We start from the raw sequence: 12675 nt of genomic DNA on the forward strand, positions 1-12675 counted from the left end.
CGAGGGCAGCGGTGAGGCCGCCGATCGAGCCGCCGACGACGACGGCACGCGAGCCGCGATAGGGGTGGGTGGACATGGGGATCACGCCTTTCGGGTGGGTGCGGAGGCCGGGCCGGCCGGCTCCGCGATCGGGGCGCCCGCCGCATCCGCCGCCAGCGATTCCTCGGTGGGCAGCGGCTGGCCGTTGGTCTCGCGGGCGAAGGCGACGCCGATCAGGCCGACGAGCCCGATGGCCGCGATCACCGCGGTGGCGATGCCGAGGTTGCCGTCGAACCACGAGACGGCGATGACTCCGGCGACCAGGGGGCCGGCGGCGGTGAAGAAGCGGCCGACGCTGTTGCAGAAGGCGATGGCCGAGGCGCGGACGCTGGTCGGGAACACCTCCGGGCTGTAGATGAACGCTCCCGACAGCGATCCGAAGAGCGCGAAGCCGAGCACGGGCATCACGATCATGTAGGTCGTCACGCTGTGCTGGAACGGGAACAGGAAGGCGATCGCGATCGCCGCGGCCCCGAAGGTGATGAGGAACGTGGGCCGGCGCCCGATCTTGTCGGCGATGAAGCCCCAGGCCGCGTAGCCGATGATGCCGCCGGCGTTGAACAGGATCGAGGCGAGCGCGACCCGCGAGGCGATCAGGTCGGGCGACCAGTCCTCGGCCGCGCCCATCTGGCGGATGATCTGGGGGTACCAGGTGGTGACGCTCCAGAACGCGATCAGGGCTCCGGTCGCGATCGCCGTGCAGACCAGGGTCGGGCGCAGCAGGGGCTTCCGGAACAGGCGCTTCAGCACGAAGTCGTCCTGGGCCGCGGCCCGTCCGGCGCGCTTGCGCTCCCGCCGGGCGCGGATGGCGTCGGCCGACTCCGGCGGCTCCTTCACGAAGCGGCGGATGAACCAGACCAGGATGGCGGGGATGACGGCGAGCGCCATCATGAAGCGCCAACCGAGTCCGCCGGCGAGGGCGAACACGATCGCGGCGATGAAGAACCCGGCCGCGTAGCCGGACATCATCACGCCGCCGGCCCGCGCGCGGTACCGGTTCTTCCAGCTCTCGGCGATCAGTGCCGCCCCGACGGGTGCCTCGACGCCCGAGCCGAGCCCCGCGATGAACCGCAGGATGCCGAGCTGCCACCAGGTGTCGGCGAACGCCGCGGCCGCGGTGAAGACGGCGTAGGTCAGGATGCCGATGGCCAGGATCCTGGTGCGGCCGAGATAGTCGGCCAGCACCCCGAACACGATCCCGCCGAGGGCCCAGCCGCCGAGGAAGAGCGCGACGGTCAGCCCGCCGTAGAGTCCGATCGCGGCCGGGCTGACCTCGATGCCGCTGTGCGGCAGCAGCTCGGTCATCGCCGGGCCGAGGACGAGCGTGTAGAGGCTGCCGGCGAAGCCGTCGAGCCCCCAGCCGAGCATGGTGCCGGTGAGCACGAGCCACTGGGCCTTCGTGATCTCCTGGCGCCAGCCGGAACGGAGTTCGTTGCGCGTGTTGCGAGTCTGCGTCACCATCGACGTGCTCTCCTTCGGAATAGGTGGTCCCGGTCCCGGATGCCCGGGGTCCGGGTGGTGCTCAGTTGAGGCGTTCGGTGCCCGATCCGCCGTACCAGTCGACGGAGTCGGCGGCGATGCGGGTGACGACGGTCTTGAGCCACGAGAAGTCGTCGAACGACTCCACGCCGGCGTCCTTGCCGATGCCGGACTCCTTGATGCCGCCCCAGGGGAGGGAGGGCTCGAGGCGGTGGTGGTCGTTGATCCAGACCATGCCGGCCTTGATCCGGTCGGCCACGCGGTGGGCGCGGGCGACATCCCTCGTCCAGAGGCCGGCCCCGAGGCCGTAGGGGTTGTCGTTGGCCATGGCGACCGCGTCGTCCTCGTCGTCGAAGGGGATGACGACGGCGACCGGGCCGAAGATCTCCTCGCGGGCCACGCGCATCTGCATCGTGGCGTCGGCGAGCACGGTCGGCTCGTAGAAGAAGCCGTTGCGGAGCGCCTCGGTCTCGGCCGTGCCGAACTCGGGCTCGGCGCCGCCCGCGGTCACGCTGGCGCCCTCCTCGCGGCCGGACTCCACGAGGGCCTCGACCTTGTCGCGCTGGCGCGAGCTGATCAGCGGGCCCATCTGGGTGTCGGGGCTGGTCGGGTCGCCGACGCGGATCGCCTTGGCGCGGGCGGTCAGGTGCTCGACGAACTCGTCGTAGACCGCGCGCTGCACGAGGAACCGGGATCCGGCCACGCAGGACTGCCCGGCGGCCACGAAGGCCGAGAACGCCGCACCCTCGGCGGCGTCGCGCGGGTCGACGTCGTCGAACACGACCACGGGGGTCTTGCCGCCGAGCTCGGCGGTCATCCGGGCGAAGCGCCGGGCGGTGGCGACCGCAGCGGAGCGGCCGGTCTCGGTGCCGCCGGTGAGGGTGATCTTGGCGATGTCGGGGTGCTCGGTGAGCGCGCGGCCGGCCTCGGCGGCGCCGGTCACGATTTGCACGACGCCCTCGGGGATGCCGGCCCGCTCGAGGATGGGCAGCAGCGCCAGGGTCGTCAGCGGGGTGAGCTCGGAGGGCTTCACGACCACGACGTTGCCGTTCGCGAGAGCGGCCGAGAGGCTGCGGGCGAGGATCAGCATCGGGTGGTTGAAGGGGGTGATGATGCCACAGACGCCGAGCGGGGCGCGGCGCTGGTAGGTGAGGTAAGGGCCGTCGGAGGGCAGCACGCCAGTGCGCTGGGCGGCGAGCAGCCCCGCGTTGTAGCGGAACCACTCGGGCACCCGCGAGAGCTGCGCCCGCGTCTCGGTGACCGGCCGGCCGTTGTTCAGGGCCTCGAGGCGGTAGAGCTCCTCGGTCGAGGCCTCGATCTCGTCGGCGACGCGGAGGAGGATGCGGGCGCGCTCGCTCGGGTGCAGGTCGGGCCAGGGGCCGGACTCGAAGGCGGCCTTGGCGACACCGACGATGCGGTCGACGTCGGCGGCGCCGTGCTCGGGGACCGACTGGATGACCGCGCCGGTGGAGGGGTTGATGATGTCGCGGGTCGGGCCGGTGGGGGCGGGGGTCTGCACTGTCCCGGGCGCGGTGGCCGGCTGGGCTGCCGGCTGGGCCTGGCTCGCGCCGTCCTCGGTGAGGGTGGTCTCGTTCACTGCGGTGTCGGTCATGTCGGTCTCCTCAGGCTGGGACATGGTCCCGAGAGAGGCTCCGTAAGGCCACGGCGCCCCACTCAGGTTCCAACAGCATGCCGTCCGCCCGAACCCACGACAATGTCCCTGACACCACACTTGACGCCGCGCGATGTGCGTGCTCACATGAGGGGGTGGACTCCGAACTGGTGGTGTGGCTGGGGCGGCTGCGCGAGCTGAGCGCGGTGGCCGTGGGTGGGCGATCCGTCGACCAGGCCCTCGAGCTCGTCGCAGAGACGGCCCGCGAGCTGCTCGGGTTCGACTTCTGCGGGGTGCTGGTTCCGGATGCGGCGGGCACGGCCCTGGTCATCACCGGCTGGAGCGGGCTGTCACGCGAGTACGTCGACGGAGTCAACCGCTCGAGCCCGGTGACGCTCGGCTCGACCGCACCCTCCAGCCAGGCGTACTTCGGCGGGCGGCCCGTCGCCGTCTCCGACATCGAGGTCGAGCGCGGCTTCGAACCCTGGGGCGGGGTGGCGCAGGAGCAGGGGTACCGCTCGATGATCAGCGTGCCGCTGATCGGGGCCGACCGCGTGCTCGGCACGCTGAACGGCTATCACGCGCGCATCCACGAGTACAGCGACCTCGAGGTCGAGCGGCTGACCCTGCTCGCGAACCACGCGGCGGCGGCGCTCACGAGTGCGTCCCTCGTCGAGGAGCTGCGCGGCGCCAACGCCTCGCTGCTCGAACAGCGCGACCTGCTCGCGAAGTCGGAGGACATCCACCGCCGGCTGCTCCGCGTCTCGCTCGAGTCGGGCGGGCTCGACGGGGTCGTGCGCACGCTCGCCGACCTGATCGGGCGGGCGGTGCGGCTGGAGGATCCGCGGGGCGAGACGCTCGCCGAGGCGGGCGGCGCGGGATCCACGGCTCGCCGACACGACGCGGCACAGGCCCCGGGACACGACGGGGCGCACGACCCCGCACACGACCGGGCGCACGACGGCGAGATCGTCGAGGTGCCCGTGCGCCTCGGCGCCGAGGAGGTCGGGGTGCTGCGCGTCGACGACCCCTCGGGTGCCGGCCTCGACGCGCTCGACGCCCGCGCGGTCGACCACGCCTCGGTGGTGATCGCACTCGAGGTGCTGCGCATCCGGGCCGCGCTCGAGACCGAGTACCGCATCCAGGGCGAGGTACTCACCGACGTGCTGCTCTTCGGCGTCACCGAGCAGGCCTCCCGGCGGGCGGCGGCGCTCGGCCACGACCTCGCGGGGCTCCGGGTCGCCACGGTCGCCAGCGTGCCGGGCCTCGGTGGCGCGCTCGGCCTCGGCGCGGCCGACACCCGGCGCACGCTCGCGGCGCTCTCGGCGGTCTCCGCACTCACCCTGCCCGGCACATCCACCGCCCGCCCCCTGGTCGCCGCACTGCAGGGGATGATCGTGGCGCTCTGGCCGGCGCCGCGTGACTCCGATCGGGGTGCTTCGGGTGCGGATGCGGTGGGCGAGGTCTCCGAGGCGGCGGGGCCGCTCGTGCTGCGGGCGCTGCACACGGCGTTCCCGGGCGAGAAGGTGCTGGTCGCGGCATCCGGAGCCCATCATCGGCCGCTGCCGGAGGCGTTCCGCATCGCGCGGGGTGCGCTCACGCTGGCTCGCGCCACCGGCCGGGCCGACGAGGTCATCACGCCGGCGGGGCTGGGGCTGGTCGGCGTGCTGCTGCAGACGGATCAGCCCGAGACCCTGCTCGAGTTCGCCCGCGAGCGGCTCGGGCCCCTGATGGACTACGACCGCGCCCGCGGCACCGACCTCGTCGAGACCCTGCGACGACACCTCGACGACGGGCTCGACCGCGCGGCGACCGCTGCCGCCCTGCGGTTGCACCCGAACACCGTCAACCAGCGATTGCGGCGCATCGAGGCGCTCACGGGTGCCGAGCTGCGCCGCCCCGCCGACGTCGTCTCGTTCGCCTCGGCGCTCGCGGTCTGGGACGTCGCCCGCTCCCTCACGGCCACCCTCGCCTGACCGCGCCGCCTCTCGCGCCCCACGAATGTCCGCGATCCGTCACTTGTTGTCGCTATTCCGTCCCCATAGCGGCAACAACTGACGGATCGAGGACAGTTGGGCGGAACCGCGAGACGGGGGCCGCCGCCAGGAGGTCAGGCGGAGGCGTAGCCGGGGAGGGCACGGATGAACGCGTCGACCAGGCGATCGAAGCTGCGGTCGACGTCGTCGGGCATGCCGAACCCGCCGGCCGCCTCGAGCGACACGAACCCGTGCAGCAACGACCGCAGCGCCCGGGTCGCGTCGATCGCGTCGCCGCCCTCGAGCCCGAACCCGGCGAGCGCGTCGAAGATCACCTCGAGCGCCGCCTCGGCCGCCACCACCTCCACCTCAGGGACGACCTCGCCCGAGTCCGCTCGGGTCTCCGCATCCGTTTCCACCACGACGACCTCCCCCGAATCCGAATCCGCGCCGGCCGCGCCGGCCGCGCCGGCCACTCCCGCCACCCCGGCCGCACCGGCCGCCACCGACCCGCCAGCCACCGCCGCCGCCTCAACCACCGCACCCCGCCGCGGCGGCGCCACCGTCGCCGAGTACCGCCCCGGATGCTCGAGCGCCCACCCCCGCAACGCCCGCGCGAGCGCACCCACCGCATCCGCCCCCGACCGCCCGACCGTCGCACGCGCCATGACCTCGGTCAGCTCGCGGATGGCCCGCTCCCCCACCGTCGCCTTGAGCGCGGCGAGCGAGTCGATGTGCTTGTACAGGCTCGGCAACCGGATCCCGAGACGAGCCGCCACCGCGGCGAGCGTGATGTTCTGGAGCCCGACCTCGTCGGCGAGCGCCTCCGCCTCCTCGGCGACCCGGTCGCTCGTGACGCCCGCCCTAGGCATCCGTGCCCGCTCCGGTCCCGGCGTCCGATGCCGCGGCCGCGCCCACGCGCTTCGCGAAGTCGAGGATGGCCGGGGTCACGAGCTCCGGACGCTGCGCGTGCGGGTAGTGCCCGGCCTCGGGCACCATCAGCACCTCGGCGGCCCCGCCGCGGGCTGCGTCGCGCCCCGCGAACTGCTCGGCGATCCAGCCGGCCTCCGTCGCGGCGCCCTTCGACGCGAAGTCGGGATCCATCTCGCCCATGACCACGAGCACCGGTGCCACCACGGCCGGCAGTGCGGCCTCGGCCGGAGCGTGGTTCACGTGCGTGGTCTTCGAGAAGGCCGCCGCGTGTCCCGGCCGACGCAGGGCCGCCACGATGTCGGCGCGGTGCGCCTCGAAGTCGGCGGGCTTCCGGCCCGCGTAGAGCGACGGCAGGTAGGCGCGCCAGACCGGCCTCGCCCACGGCCGCGCCATCATCAGCCGGAACGCCCCGAGCAGCAGCGGGTTCATCGGTGGGTTGCGCACGAACGGGCCGACGAGCACGAGACCGGCGACGAGGTCCGGCCGCTCGGCCGCGACGATCGCCGCGGCCCCGGCGCTCAGCGAGTTGCCGACCAGGATCGCCGGGCCCCCGAGGTGCTCGATCAGCGCGATGAGATCGGATGCGGTCTCCGGGTCGCCGTACGAACCGAAGCCCGCGTCGCTGTCGCCGTGACCGCGCAGCTCGGCATCCGCGACCCGGAATCCGGATGCGACCAGCAGCGGTGAGAGGGCGCGCCAGGTGGAGCGCAGATCGCCCATGCCGGGCGAGGTGACGACGAGCGGCCCGTGGCCGGCCAGCCCGTAGGCGAGCCGCCCCTCGCCGCGGTCGAGGTGGTGGAGCGAGGATGAGGTGTCGGTGGGGTTCATGTTGGCTACTCTAGCTAGCCTTTTGGCTATTAGCAATAGCTTTAGCAAAAAGCGGGTTAGAAACGACTCAGAAGGAATTTGGTTGTACCTACAAGCGTTCCACTCAGCATGACGTCGAACGCATCCGATCTCCTCGCCCCCGACACCGCCATGGGCGCCGTCACCCTCCGGGTGGGCGACCTCGATCGCATGATCGCGTACTACCGCGACGCCGTCACGCTCGACCTGATCAGTCAACACGGCGACACGGCGGTGCTCGGCCGGGGTGGCGTGCCTGCGATGATCCTGCAGCACGCACCCGAGCTCAAGAACCCCGAGCCACGGTCGGCAGGCCTGTTCCACACCGCGATCGTCTTCGAAACCGAGGCCGCCCTCGCCGCCGCGGTCTACTCGGTGGCGCAGCGTTTCCCGCACTCGTTCACCGGATCCTCCGACCACCTGGTGTCGAAGGCCTTCTACTTCACCGACCCCGAAGGCAACGGCGTCGAGCTCTACTGGGACCGCGACCGCACCTCCTGGAGCTGGACCCACGGGCAGATCGAGATGTCGACCCTCTACCTCGACCCGAACGCGTTCCTCCAGCAGAACCTCACCGAGGAGCTCGTCGAGGATCCGCGGATCGGCGGCGCCTCCGTCGGCCACGTGCACCTCTCGGTCGGCGACGTCGCGACCGCGCGCGACTTCTACGTCGACACCCTCGGCTTCGAGGTCACGAGCGCGTTCGGGTCGCAGGCCCTGTTCGTCTCGGCGGGCGGCTACCACCACCACATGGCGATGAACGTCTGGAACTCGCTCGGCGCCGGCCGCCGCCAGCAGACGCTCGGCCTCGGCCAGGTCGAGATCGTGCTCCCGGATGCCGACGGCGTCGCCGCCACCGAGGAGAGGCTCCGGCATCACGGCCTGCAGACCGCGAATGACGGCCGCACGGTCACGGTCGCCGACCCCTGGAACAACACCCTCCTCCTCCGCACCCCCACCCCCGCCTGACCGCCGGCCCGACCCCACCGCCCGCGAACCCCTCCTTGACATGGATAGTGTCGGTATCCAAGAATGGATATTACCGCTATCCGCTGACTCGAGGAGCCGACATGGCCCGCATCACCCCCGGCCGGATGACCCACCGTCACTCCGGCGAGCTCGTCGTCTTCCTGATCGGCATGCGGTTCAACCGCCCCTGGCGCATCGACCAGTGGTGGCCCGCGTTCGTCGCGATGCCGAAGATGCTCCGCGAACTGCTGACCGACCCCGACTCGGGCCTCATGGGCTTCCGGATGACGATCGGCTCCGGCGGCCCCGTGCTGGTGCAGTACTGGAACTCGCTCGACAAGCTCTACGCCTACGCCTCGGCACCGGACGCCGAGCACCGCCCGGCCTGGGCCGCCTTCAACGCCCGAGCGCGCAAGCACCCCGGCACGATCGGCATCTGGCACGAGACGTTCGTCACCGAGCGCGCCGAGAGCATGTACGTCGGGATGCCGGCATCCGGTCTCGCCGCGGCCACCGAAGCCGTCGAGGTCACCTCGCGATCGAACCGGGCGTCGGATCGGGCAGGGGACGGCGCGACCTCACGGTGAGGTAGAGCCGGTGCGCCGTGATGATCAGCGCGAGCCACGCGGCGCCCAGGATCCAGCCGGCCAGCACATCCGTGAACCAGTGGTGCCCGAGGAACACGCGGCTGAGCCCGACGGCGAGGTCGAACACCACGGCCCCCGCCCCGATCGCGATGCGGGCGCCACGCGACTTGCGGCGGAGGATCAGCAGGTACGCGATGATCCCCACCACGACCACGGCGTTCAGGGTGTGCCCGCTCGGGAACGACGGCGAGTACTCGTACGGCGGCACCGCATCCATCAGCGGCGGGCGGGCCCGGTCGATCAGGTCTTTGCCGGCGATCGTCATCAGCAACGACCCTCCGCCGGCCGCGGCGATCAGGACCACGGGGGTCCAGGATCGCCGATGGATGGCCAGGATGAGGATGGCGATCACCGCGATGACGGGCATCCCGATGGGCCCCGCGATATCGGTGAAGTGGGTGACCACGGTGTCGGCGACCGGACTTCGGAGGGTGAGCGCGAAGTCGAGCAGCGGCCGGTCGAGCCCGGCGACACCGTCGGAGTCGGTGACGGCGTCGTAGACCTGCCCGGCGGCGATGCTCAGGAGGAGCGCGATCCCGGCGCCGACCACGACCGTGATCACGAGCGTCGCGTTCGGCCCGAGACGGTCGCCCACCCAGCGGGCGACGGCGGCCAAGACGCGGCCGAACGGCGTGTACCAGTGGGTGAGGTCGGTGGGGCCGAGGTAGCGGTCCTGCTTCAGCTCGGCCCGGACGCCCTTCTCGGGCAGACCCTCGCCCTTCTCCGGCCCGGTCATGCCACCGCCGGGTCGACGACGACGGCGGTCCGCGGCGAGAGGCCGGGGGCCTGCGCCGCGGGAACCGGCAGCCGCACGATGAGCGCGCCCGGGTCGACCCCGAATCGGCCGCGCGTGGTCTCGCCGACCGGGTCGCCGTCGAGCTCGGCGAGCACGGGCTGGTCGAGCTCGAACTCGAACTCCCGGCCCGGCCACTGCTTGAGCGAGGCCAGACCGTTGCGGTTGCGAGTGGCGACGTCGATCGCGACGCCCAGCCAGCCGGCGACCACGTTGGGCCGCAGCATCACGAGTTCGAGGTCGCCGTCGTCGAGCACGGCACCGGTGGCGAGCTCGATGTTCGCGACGACCGAGCTGCAGTTGCAGGCGAGCACCATCAGGCAGTTGGTCGGCTCCTCGGCCTCGCCGTCGATCGTCAGGGTCGCCTCGAAGCCGCCCTTGAACAGGGCGGGTGCACCGGCGGCGACGTAGGCGCCCCAGCCGACCTTCTTCTTCAGCTCGTCGTCGGTGTTGTCCATGATCTGCGCGTCGAGCCCGACCCCGCCCATGACCACGAACACGCGCTCCTCGCCGTCGTCGAAGGTCGCGGTCCCGACGTCGATCGCGCGGTCCTGGCCGAGCAGGGCGATCTCCACCGCGTCATCGAGGTCGGTGAGCGGGATGCCGAGGTTGCGGGCGAGCAGGTTGCCCGTGCCGCTCGGCAGCAGGCCGTAGGGAACGCCGGTTCCCCGGAGCACCGCCGCCACGGCCCGCACGGTCCCGTCGCCGCCCATCGCGCAGACGACGTCGGCGCCCGCATCCAGCGCCGCTTCGGCCGCCGCGGTGCCCGAATCCTCCACGCTGGTCTCGAACCAGAGCGGCTCGGCCCAGCCCGCCCGCGAGGCGCCCGCGGCGACGGTGGCCTTGACCTCGTCGACGTCGGTGAACTTGCTCGGGTTGATGACGACGGCGACGGTGCGCCGATCGGAGGGGGCCTGACTGGGGCTGGCGTCGTGGGTCATTGTCGTACTCTCTGCTGTTCGAGGCGTTCGTGCAAGGGCGTGGCCGCCACCCGTGGGGGAGAGTGGCGGCCACTGGGGGTGTTCGAGGCCGGTTACTGCAGTCTCGTGGTCGCGGTCACGCGGGAACGGAAGCCGCCGCTGATCTGCACGAGCGCCGGCAACGGCCGCCCGAGCAGCTCGTCGAGCGCGCGCACCGCGTCTTCGACGATCCGGGCGGCGTCCCGGGGCGAGACACCGCGACGGCAGGTCACCGAGATCTTCAGCACCGGGGTGCGGCGCACCCGGTAGGTCGACACGTGCGAGGCGACGAACTCGGGGCGGGCCGAGATGGCCTCCTCGAGGGCGTGCTCGGCGACGGCGGCCTCGACCACGGTGGTGCCGTGCTCGCTGGTCGGCTCGGTGAGGGCGACCGAGGTGTGTCCCCGGCCCTGCCGGGCGATGAACACGACGAGCACGATGACCGCGATCACGAGCAGCACGAGCACGGCCGGCATGATCCAGCTCACCCCCGTGTCGCCGAGCGCCGTCTGCTGCAGCCACGTCGACACCTGGTGCGTCACCGGCCCGGTCGCGTCGCTCCAGCCGTCGCGGACGACCGGCACGAGCACGGTGGCCGCAGCCCCCGCTCCCACGACCAGCAGGGTCAGGCCGATCACGAGGATGAACAGGCGGTTGGCCGCCCGGTTGGTGCTGTTCATGCGCCGATCCTCCCGTTCTCCGCGATCTGGATCCGGGCCGATACCGGCGGCCGGAGCCCGTACGAGTCGAGCTGCCGGGTGACGGCCTCCGTGACCACGGCGCGGTCGACCGGGATGCCCGAGGTCGGCGTCAGGTGCACGACCGCGTGACGGTGCGACACCGAGACCGAGGCGTTGTCGGGGTCGACGTTTCCCGCCAGCGAGGCGTGCCGGGCGAGCGCCGAGGCGATCACCTCGTTGTCGACGACGATCGCGGTGCGCTCCGCCGAGAGCAGGTGCCGGGCACGGCGCCCGGGCGAGACCGCGGCGATCACGAGCACGAGCCCGATCACGGCGACCAGGATGCCCGCGGTCGCGACGATCGCGACCGGCGCGTCCACGAGGCCCAGCGTCCCGGCGAACATGTCGGCGGGTGCGACCAGCAGGGCCGGGGCCCCGAGCAGCGCGATCACGATCTCCGTGCCCACCCAGGCGAGCGCGACGATCACGATCACGGCGAGCACGATCGCGAGCAACGAGCGCGGCGAGTGGGTCTCGCGGCGGGCGATGCGCCGGTAGAGACGGGTGAAGGATGCCGGGACGGGCGTCCCGGAACCGTTCGAGGCGGAGTCGGGTCGCGCATCCTGAGCCGTGTCAAGGCTGGTGAGGGTCGTGGTCATCGGACTCTCTCCTCCTTCTGGATGTCGGCGGCCGACAGCCGCACGGTGACCCGGGCGACGGCCGAGCCGGTGAGGGCATTGACCCGGTCGCGGATGGTCTCCTGTGCCCGGGCGGCCCGCGAGACGATCGAGCCGCCGGCCCGTTCGACCACGGCGCGCTCTTCGGCGACGCGGTTCAGGGAGACGACCCGGATGGGCGTGGTGACGGTGAGGACCAGGAGGCCCTTCTCGTCGGCCAGGGCGACCCCGACCCGCGACGCCTCGACGCCGAGCGCGTCGGCCGTCACCGCAGCGACCACCCGGTTGAGAGCCCGGGACGTGATGCGGTTGCGGCCGGCCGCGACGGGGGTCGTCGCGGCGGTCGTCATGACGAGGTGCGCTTTCCGCGGAAGACGTCGACGAGCGCGGCGAGGCTCAGCTTGCCCTCGATGATCCGGCCGATCAGCGCGCCGATCGCCATGGCGATCGCGACGAAGAGGAACGGCCAGAAGCCGAGGACGACCCAGGTCAGGGCGAGGACCGCCCCGACCAGGATGCCGGTACGCGTGGCGGACGAGGTCACTGGACTCGCGCCTCGGGCGCCTCGACGTCGTCGGTGGGCAGGTGCACGTCGTTGACGGTCACGTTGACCTCGGTCACCTCGAGGCCGACGATGGTCTCCACAGCCTCGATCACACCGAGACGCACGCCGTCGGCGACGTCCTGGAGCGGCATCGGGTACTCGGCGACGATGGTCACGTCGACCGCGACCTGGGTCTCGCCGACCTCGACGCTGATGCCCTGGGTCTGGTCGGTGCCGGCGACGGCCTCACGGATGGCGCCGAAGGCACGGGCCGCTCCCCCACCGAGGGCGTAGACGCCGCGAGCCTCGCGGGCGGCGATCCCGGCGACCTTCGCGACGACGCCGTCGTTGATGACGGTCTTGCCGAGGGGGGTCACGTCGTCGACGACGGATCCGGAGGTGGTGATGCCGCTGGTTCCGGGTGTCGGGTTTGCCATGGTCGAGCTCCTTCTGGTTGGCCCGGAGAACCGGGGTGTGATGCGTTCTTACTGATGAGACGCAGGCACTCGGTCATTCGTCAC

14 protein-coding genes are annotated in these 12675 nt (G+C 72.1%); 3 read left to right on the forward strand and 11 right to left on the reverse strand.

Annotation, left to right across the window (positions count from 1 at the left end):
• Nucleotides 1–81: 81 nt before the first annotated feature.
• Both HSO01S_RS05735 and HSO01S_RS05740 read right to left on the reverse strand, forming a co-directional pair.
• On the reverse strand, nucleotides 82–1500 hold the full coding sequence (locus HSO01S_RS05735; RefSeq protein WP_066039636.1) for an MFS transporter: 1419 nt from the start codon (nucleotides 1498–1500) through the stop codon (nucleotides 82–84).
• Nucleotides 1501–1561: 61 nt separating this feature from the next.
• On the reverse strand, nucleotides 1562–3130 hold the full coding sequence (locus tag HSO01S_RS05740; RefSeq protein WP_084361371.1) for an aldehyde dehydrogenase: 1569 nt from the start codon (nucleotides 3128–3130) through the stop codon (nucleotides 1562–1564).
• Between the two features lie 155 nt (nucleotides 3131–3285).
• Between HSO01S_RS05740 and HSO01S_RS05745 the strand changes: the two genes are divergently transcribed.
• Nucleotides 3286–5106 (forward strand): helix-turn-helix domain-containing protein, encoded by a 1821-nt coding sequence (locus HSO01S_RS05745; protein WP_066039637.1) that lies wholly within the window; start codon nucleotides 3286–3288, stop codon nucleotides 5104–5106.
• Between the two features lie 134 nt (nucleotides 5107–5240).
• On the opposite strand, the gene HSO01S_RS05750 is transcribed toward HSO01S_RS05745, so the two are convergent.
• On the reverse strand, nucleotides 5241–5978 hold the full coding sequence (locus HSO01S_RS05750) for a TetR/AcrR family transcriptional regulator (protein WP_066039638.1): 738 nt from the start codon (nucleotides 5976–5978) through the stop codon (nucleotides 5241–5243).
• Nucleotides 5971–6867, reverse strand: coding sequence for an alpha/beta fold hydrolase (locus HSO01S_RS05755; protein WP_066039639.1), 897 nt, complete (start codon nucleotides 6865–6867; stop codon nucleotides 5971–5973). The genes HSO01S_RS05750 and HSO01S_RS05755 overlap by 8 nt, the downstream gene beginning before the upstream one ends.
• Nucleotides 6868–6975: 108 nt before the next feature.
• Between HSO01S_RS05755 and HSO01S_RS05760 the strand changes: the two genes are divergently transcribed.
• Together HSO01S_RS05760 and HSO01S_RS05765 are read left to right on the forward strand one after the other, a co-directional pair.
• Nucleotides 6976–7854: a VOC family protein gene (locus HSO01S_RS05760; RefSeq protein WP_066039640.1), complete on the forward strand. Its 879-nt coding sequence runs from the start codon at nucleotides 6976–6978 to the stop codon at nucleotides 7852–7854.
• 101 nt (nucleotides 7855–7955) lie between these two features.
• On the forward strand, nucleotides 7956–8441 hold the full coding sequence (locus HSO01S_RS05765; RefSeq protein WP_066039641.1) for a DUF4188 domain-containing protein: 486 nt from the start codon (nucleotides 7956–7958) through the stop codon (nucleotides 8439–8441).
• Here the strand turns inward: HSO01S_RS05765 and HSO01S_RS05770 are convergent.
• From HSO01S_RS05770 to HSO01S_RS05800, 7 genes are all read right to left on the reverse strand, one after another.
• Nucleotides 8383–9237, reverse strand: coding sequence for a phosphatase PAP2 family protein (locus tag HSO01S_RS05770; RefSeq protein WP_066039642.1), 855 nt, complete (start codon nucleotides 9235–9237; stop codon nucleotides 8383–8385). The two genes, HSO01S_RS05765 and HSO01S_RS05770, sit on opposite strands and share 59 nt — an antisense overlap.
• Nucleotides 9234–10235 (reverse strand): diacylglycerol/lipid kinase family protein, encoded by a 1002-nt coding sequence (locus tag HSO01S_RS05775; RefSeq protein ID WP_066039643.1) that lies wholly within the window; start codon nucleotides 10233–10235, stop codon nucleotides 9234–9236. The genes HSO01S_RS05770 and HSO01S_RS05775 overlap by 4 nt, the downstream gene beginning before the upstream one ends.
• A 92-nt stretch (nucleotides 10236–10327) precedes the next feature.
• Entirely contained in the window at nucleotides 10328–10933 is a 606-nt protein-coding gene (locus HSO01S_RS05780; RefSeq protein WP_066039644.1) for a hypothetical protein, read from the reverse strand.
• Nucleotides 10930–11592, reverse strand: a complete 663-nt coding sequence (locus HSO01S_RS05785) for an Asp23/Gls24 family envelope stress response protein (RefSeq protein ID WP_066039645.1) — start codon at nucleotides 11590–11592, stop codon at nucleotides 10930–10932. Before HSO01S_RS05785 ends, HSO01S_RS05780 begins: the two co-directional genes overlap by 4 nt.
• On the reverse strand, nucleotides 11589–11960 hold the full coding sequence (locus HSO01S_RS05790; RefSeq protein ID WP_066039646.1) for a hypothetical protein: 372 nt from the start codon (nucleotides 11958–11960) through the stop codon (nucleotides 11589–11591). Before HSO01S_RS05790 ends, HSO01S_RS05785 begins: the two co-directional genes overlap by 4 nt.
• Nucleotides 11957–12154: a DUF2273 domain-containing protein gene (locus HSO01S_RS05795; protein ID WP_066039647.1), complete on the reverse strand. Its 198-nt coding sequence runs from the start codon at nucleotides 12152–12154 to the stop codon at nucleotides 11957–11959. The genes HSO01S_RS05790 and HSO01S_RS05795 overlap by 4 nt, the downstream gene beginning before the upstream one ends.
• On the reverse strand, nucleotides 12151–12591 hold the full coding sequence (locus tag HSO01S_RS05800; protein ID WP_066039648.1) for an Asp23/Gls24 family envelope stress response protein: 441 nt from the start codon (nucleotides 12589–12591) through the stop codon (nucleotides 12151–12153). The genes HSO01S_RS05795 and HSO01S_RS05800 overlap by 4 nt, the downstream gene beginning before the upstream one ends.
• Nucleotides 12592–12675: the final 84 nt, after the last annotated feature.

This window comes from Herbiconiux solani NBRC 106740 (genome assembly GCF_001571005.1).
Taxonomy (GTDB): Bacteria; Actinomycetota; Actinomycetes; order Actinomycetales; family Microbacteriaceae; genus Herbiconiux; species Herbiconiux solani.

Bases quoted from the DNA above. Each gene is read 5' to 3' on its own strand.
- HSO01S_RS05735 (WP_066039636.1), bottom strand. From the start codon at position 1,500: ATGGTGACGCAGACTCGCAACACGCGCAACGAACTCCGTTCCGGCTGG.
- HSO01S_RS05740 (WP_084361371.1), bottom strand. From the start codon at position 3,130: ATGACCGACACCGCAGTGAACGAGACCACCCTCACCGAGGACGGCGCG.
- HSO01S_RS05750 (WP_066039638.1), bottom strand. From the start codon at position 5,978: ATGCCTAGGGCGGGCGTCACGAGCGACCGGGTCGCCGAGGAGGCGGAG.
- HSO01S_RS05755 (WP_066039639.1), bottom strand. From the start codon at position 6,867: ATGAACCCCACCGACACCTCATCCTCGCTCCACCACCTCGACCGCGGC.
- HSO01S_RS05760 (WP_066039640.1), top strand. From the start codon at position 6,976: ATGACGTCGAACGCATCCGATCTCCTCGCCCCCGACACCGCCATGGGC.
- HSO01S_RS05765 (WP_066039641.1), top strand. From the start codon at position 7,956: ATGGCCCGCATCACCCCCGGCCGGATGACCCACCGTCACTCCGGCGAG.
- HSO01S_RS05770 (WP_066039642.1), bottom strand. From the start codon at position 9,237: ATGACCGGGCCGGAGAAGGGCGAGGGTCTGCCCGAGAAGGGCGTCCGG.
- HSO01S_RS05775 (WP_066039643.1), bottom strand. From the start codon at position 10,235: ATGACCCACGACGCCAGCCCCAGTCAGGCCCCCTCCGATCGGCGCACC.
- HSO01S_RS05780 (WP_066039644.1), bottom strand. From the start codon at position 10,933: ATGAACAGCACCAACCGGGCGGCCAACCGCCTGTTCATCCTCGTGATC.
- HSO01S_RS05785 (WP_066039645.1), bottom strand. From the start codon at position 11,592: ATGACCACGACCCTCACCAGCCTTGACACGGCTCAGGATGCGCGACCC.
- HSO01S_RS05790 (WP_066039646.1), bottom strand. From the start codon at position 11,960: ATGACGACCGCCGCGACGACCCCCGTCGCGGCCGGCCGCAACCGCATC.
- HSO01S_RS05800 (WP_066039648.1), bottom strand. From the start codon at position 12,591: ATGGCAAACCCGACACCCGGAACCAGCGGCATCACCACCTCCGGATCC.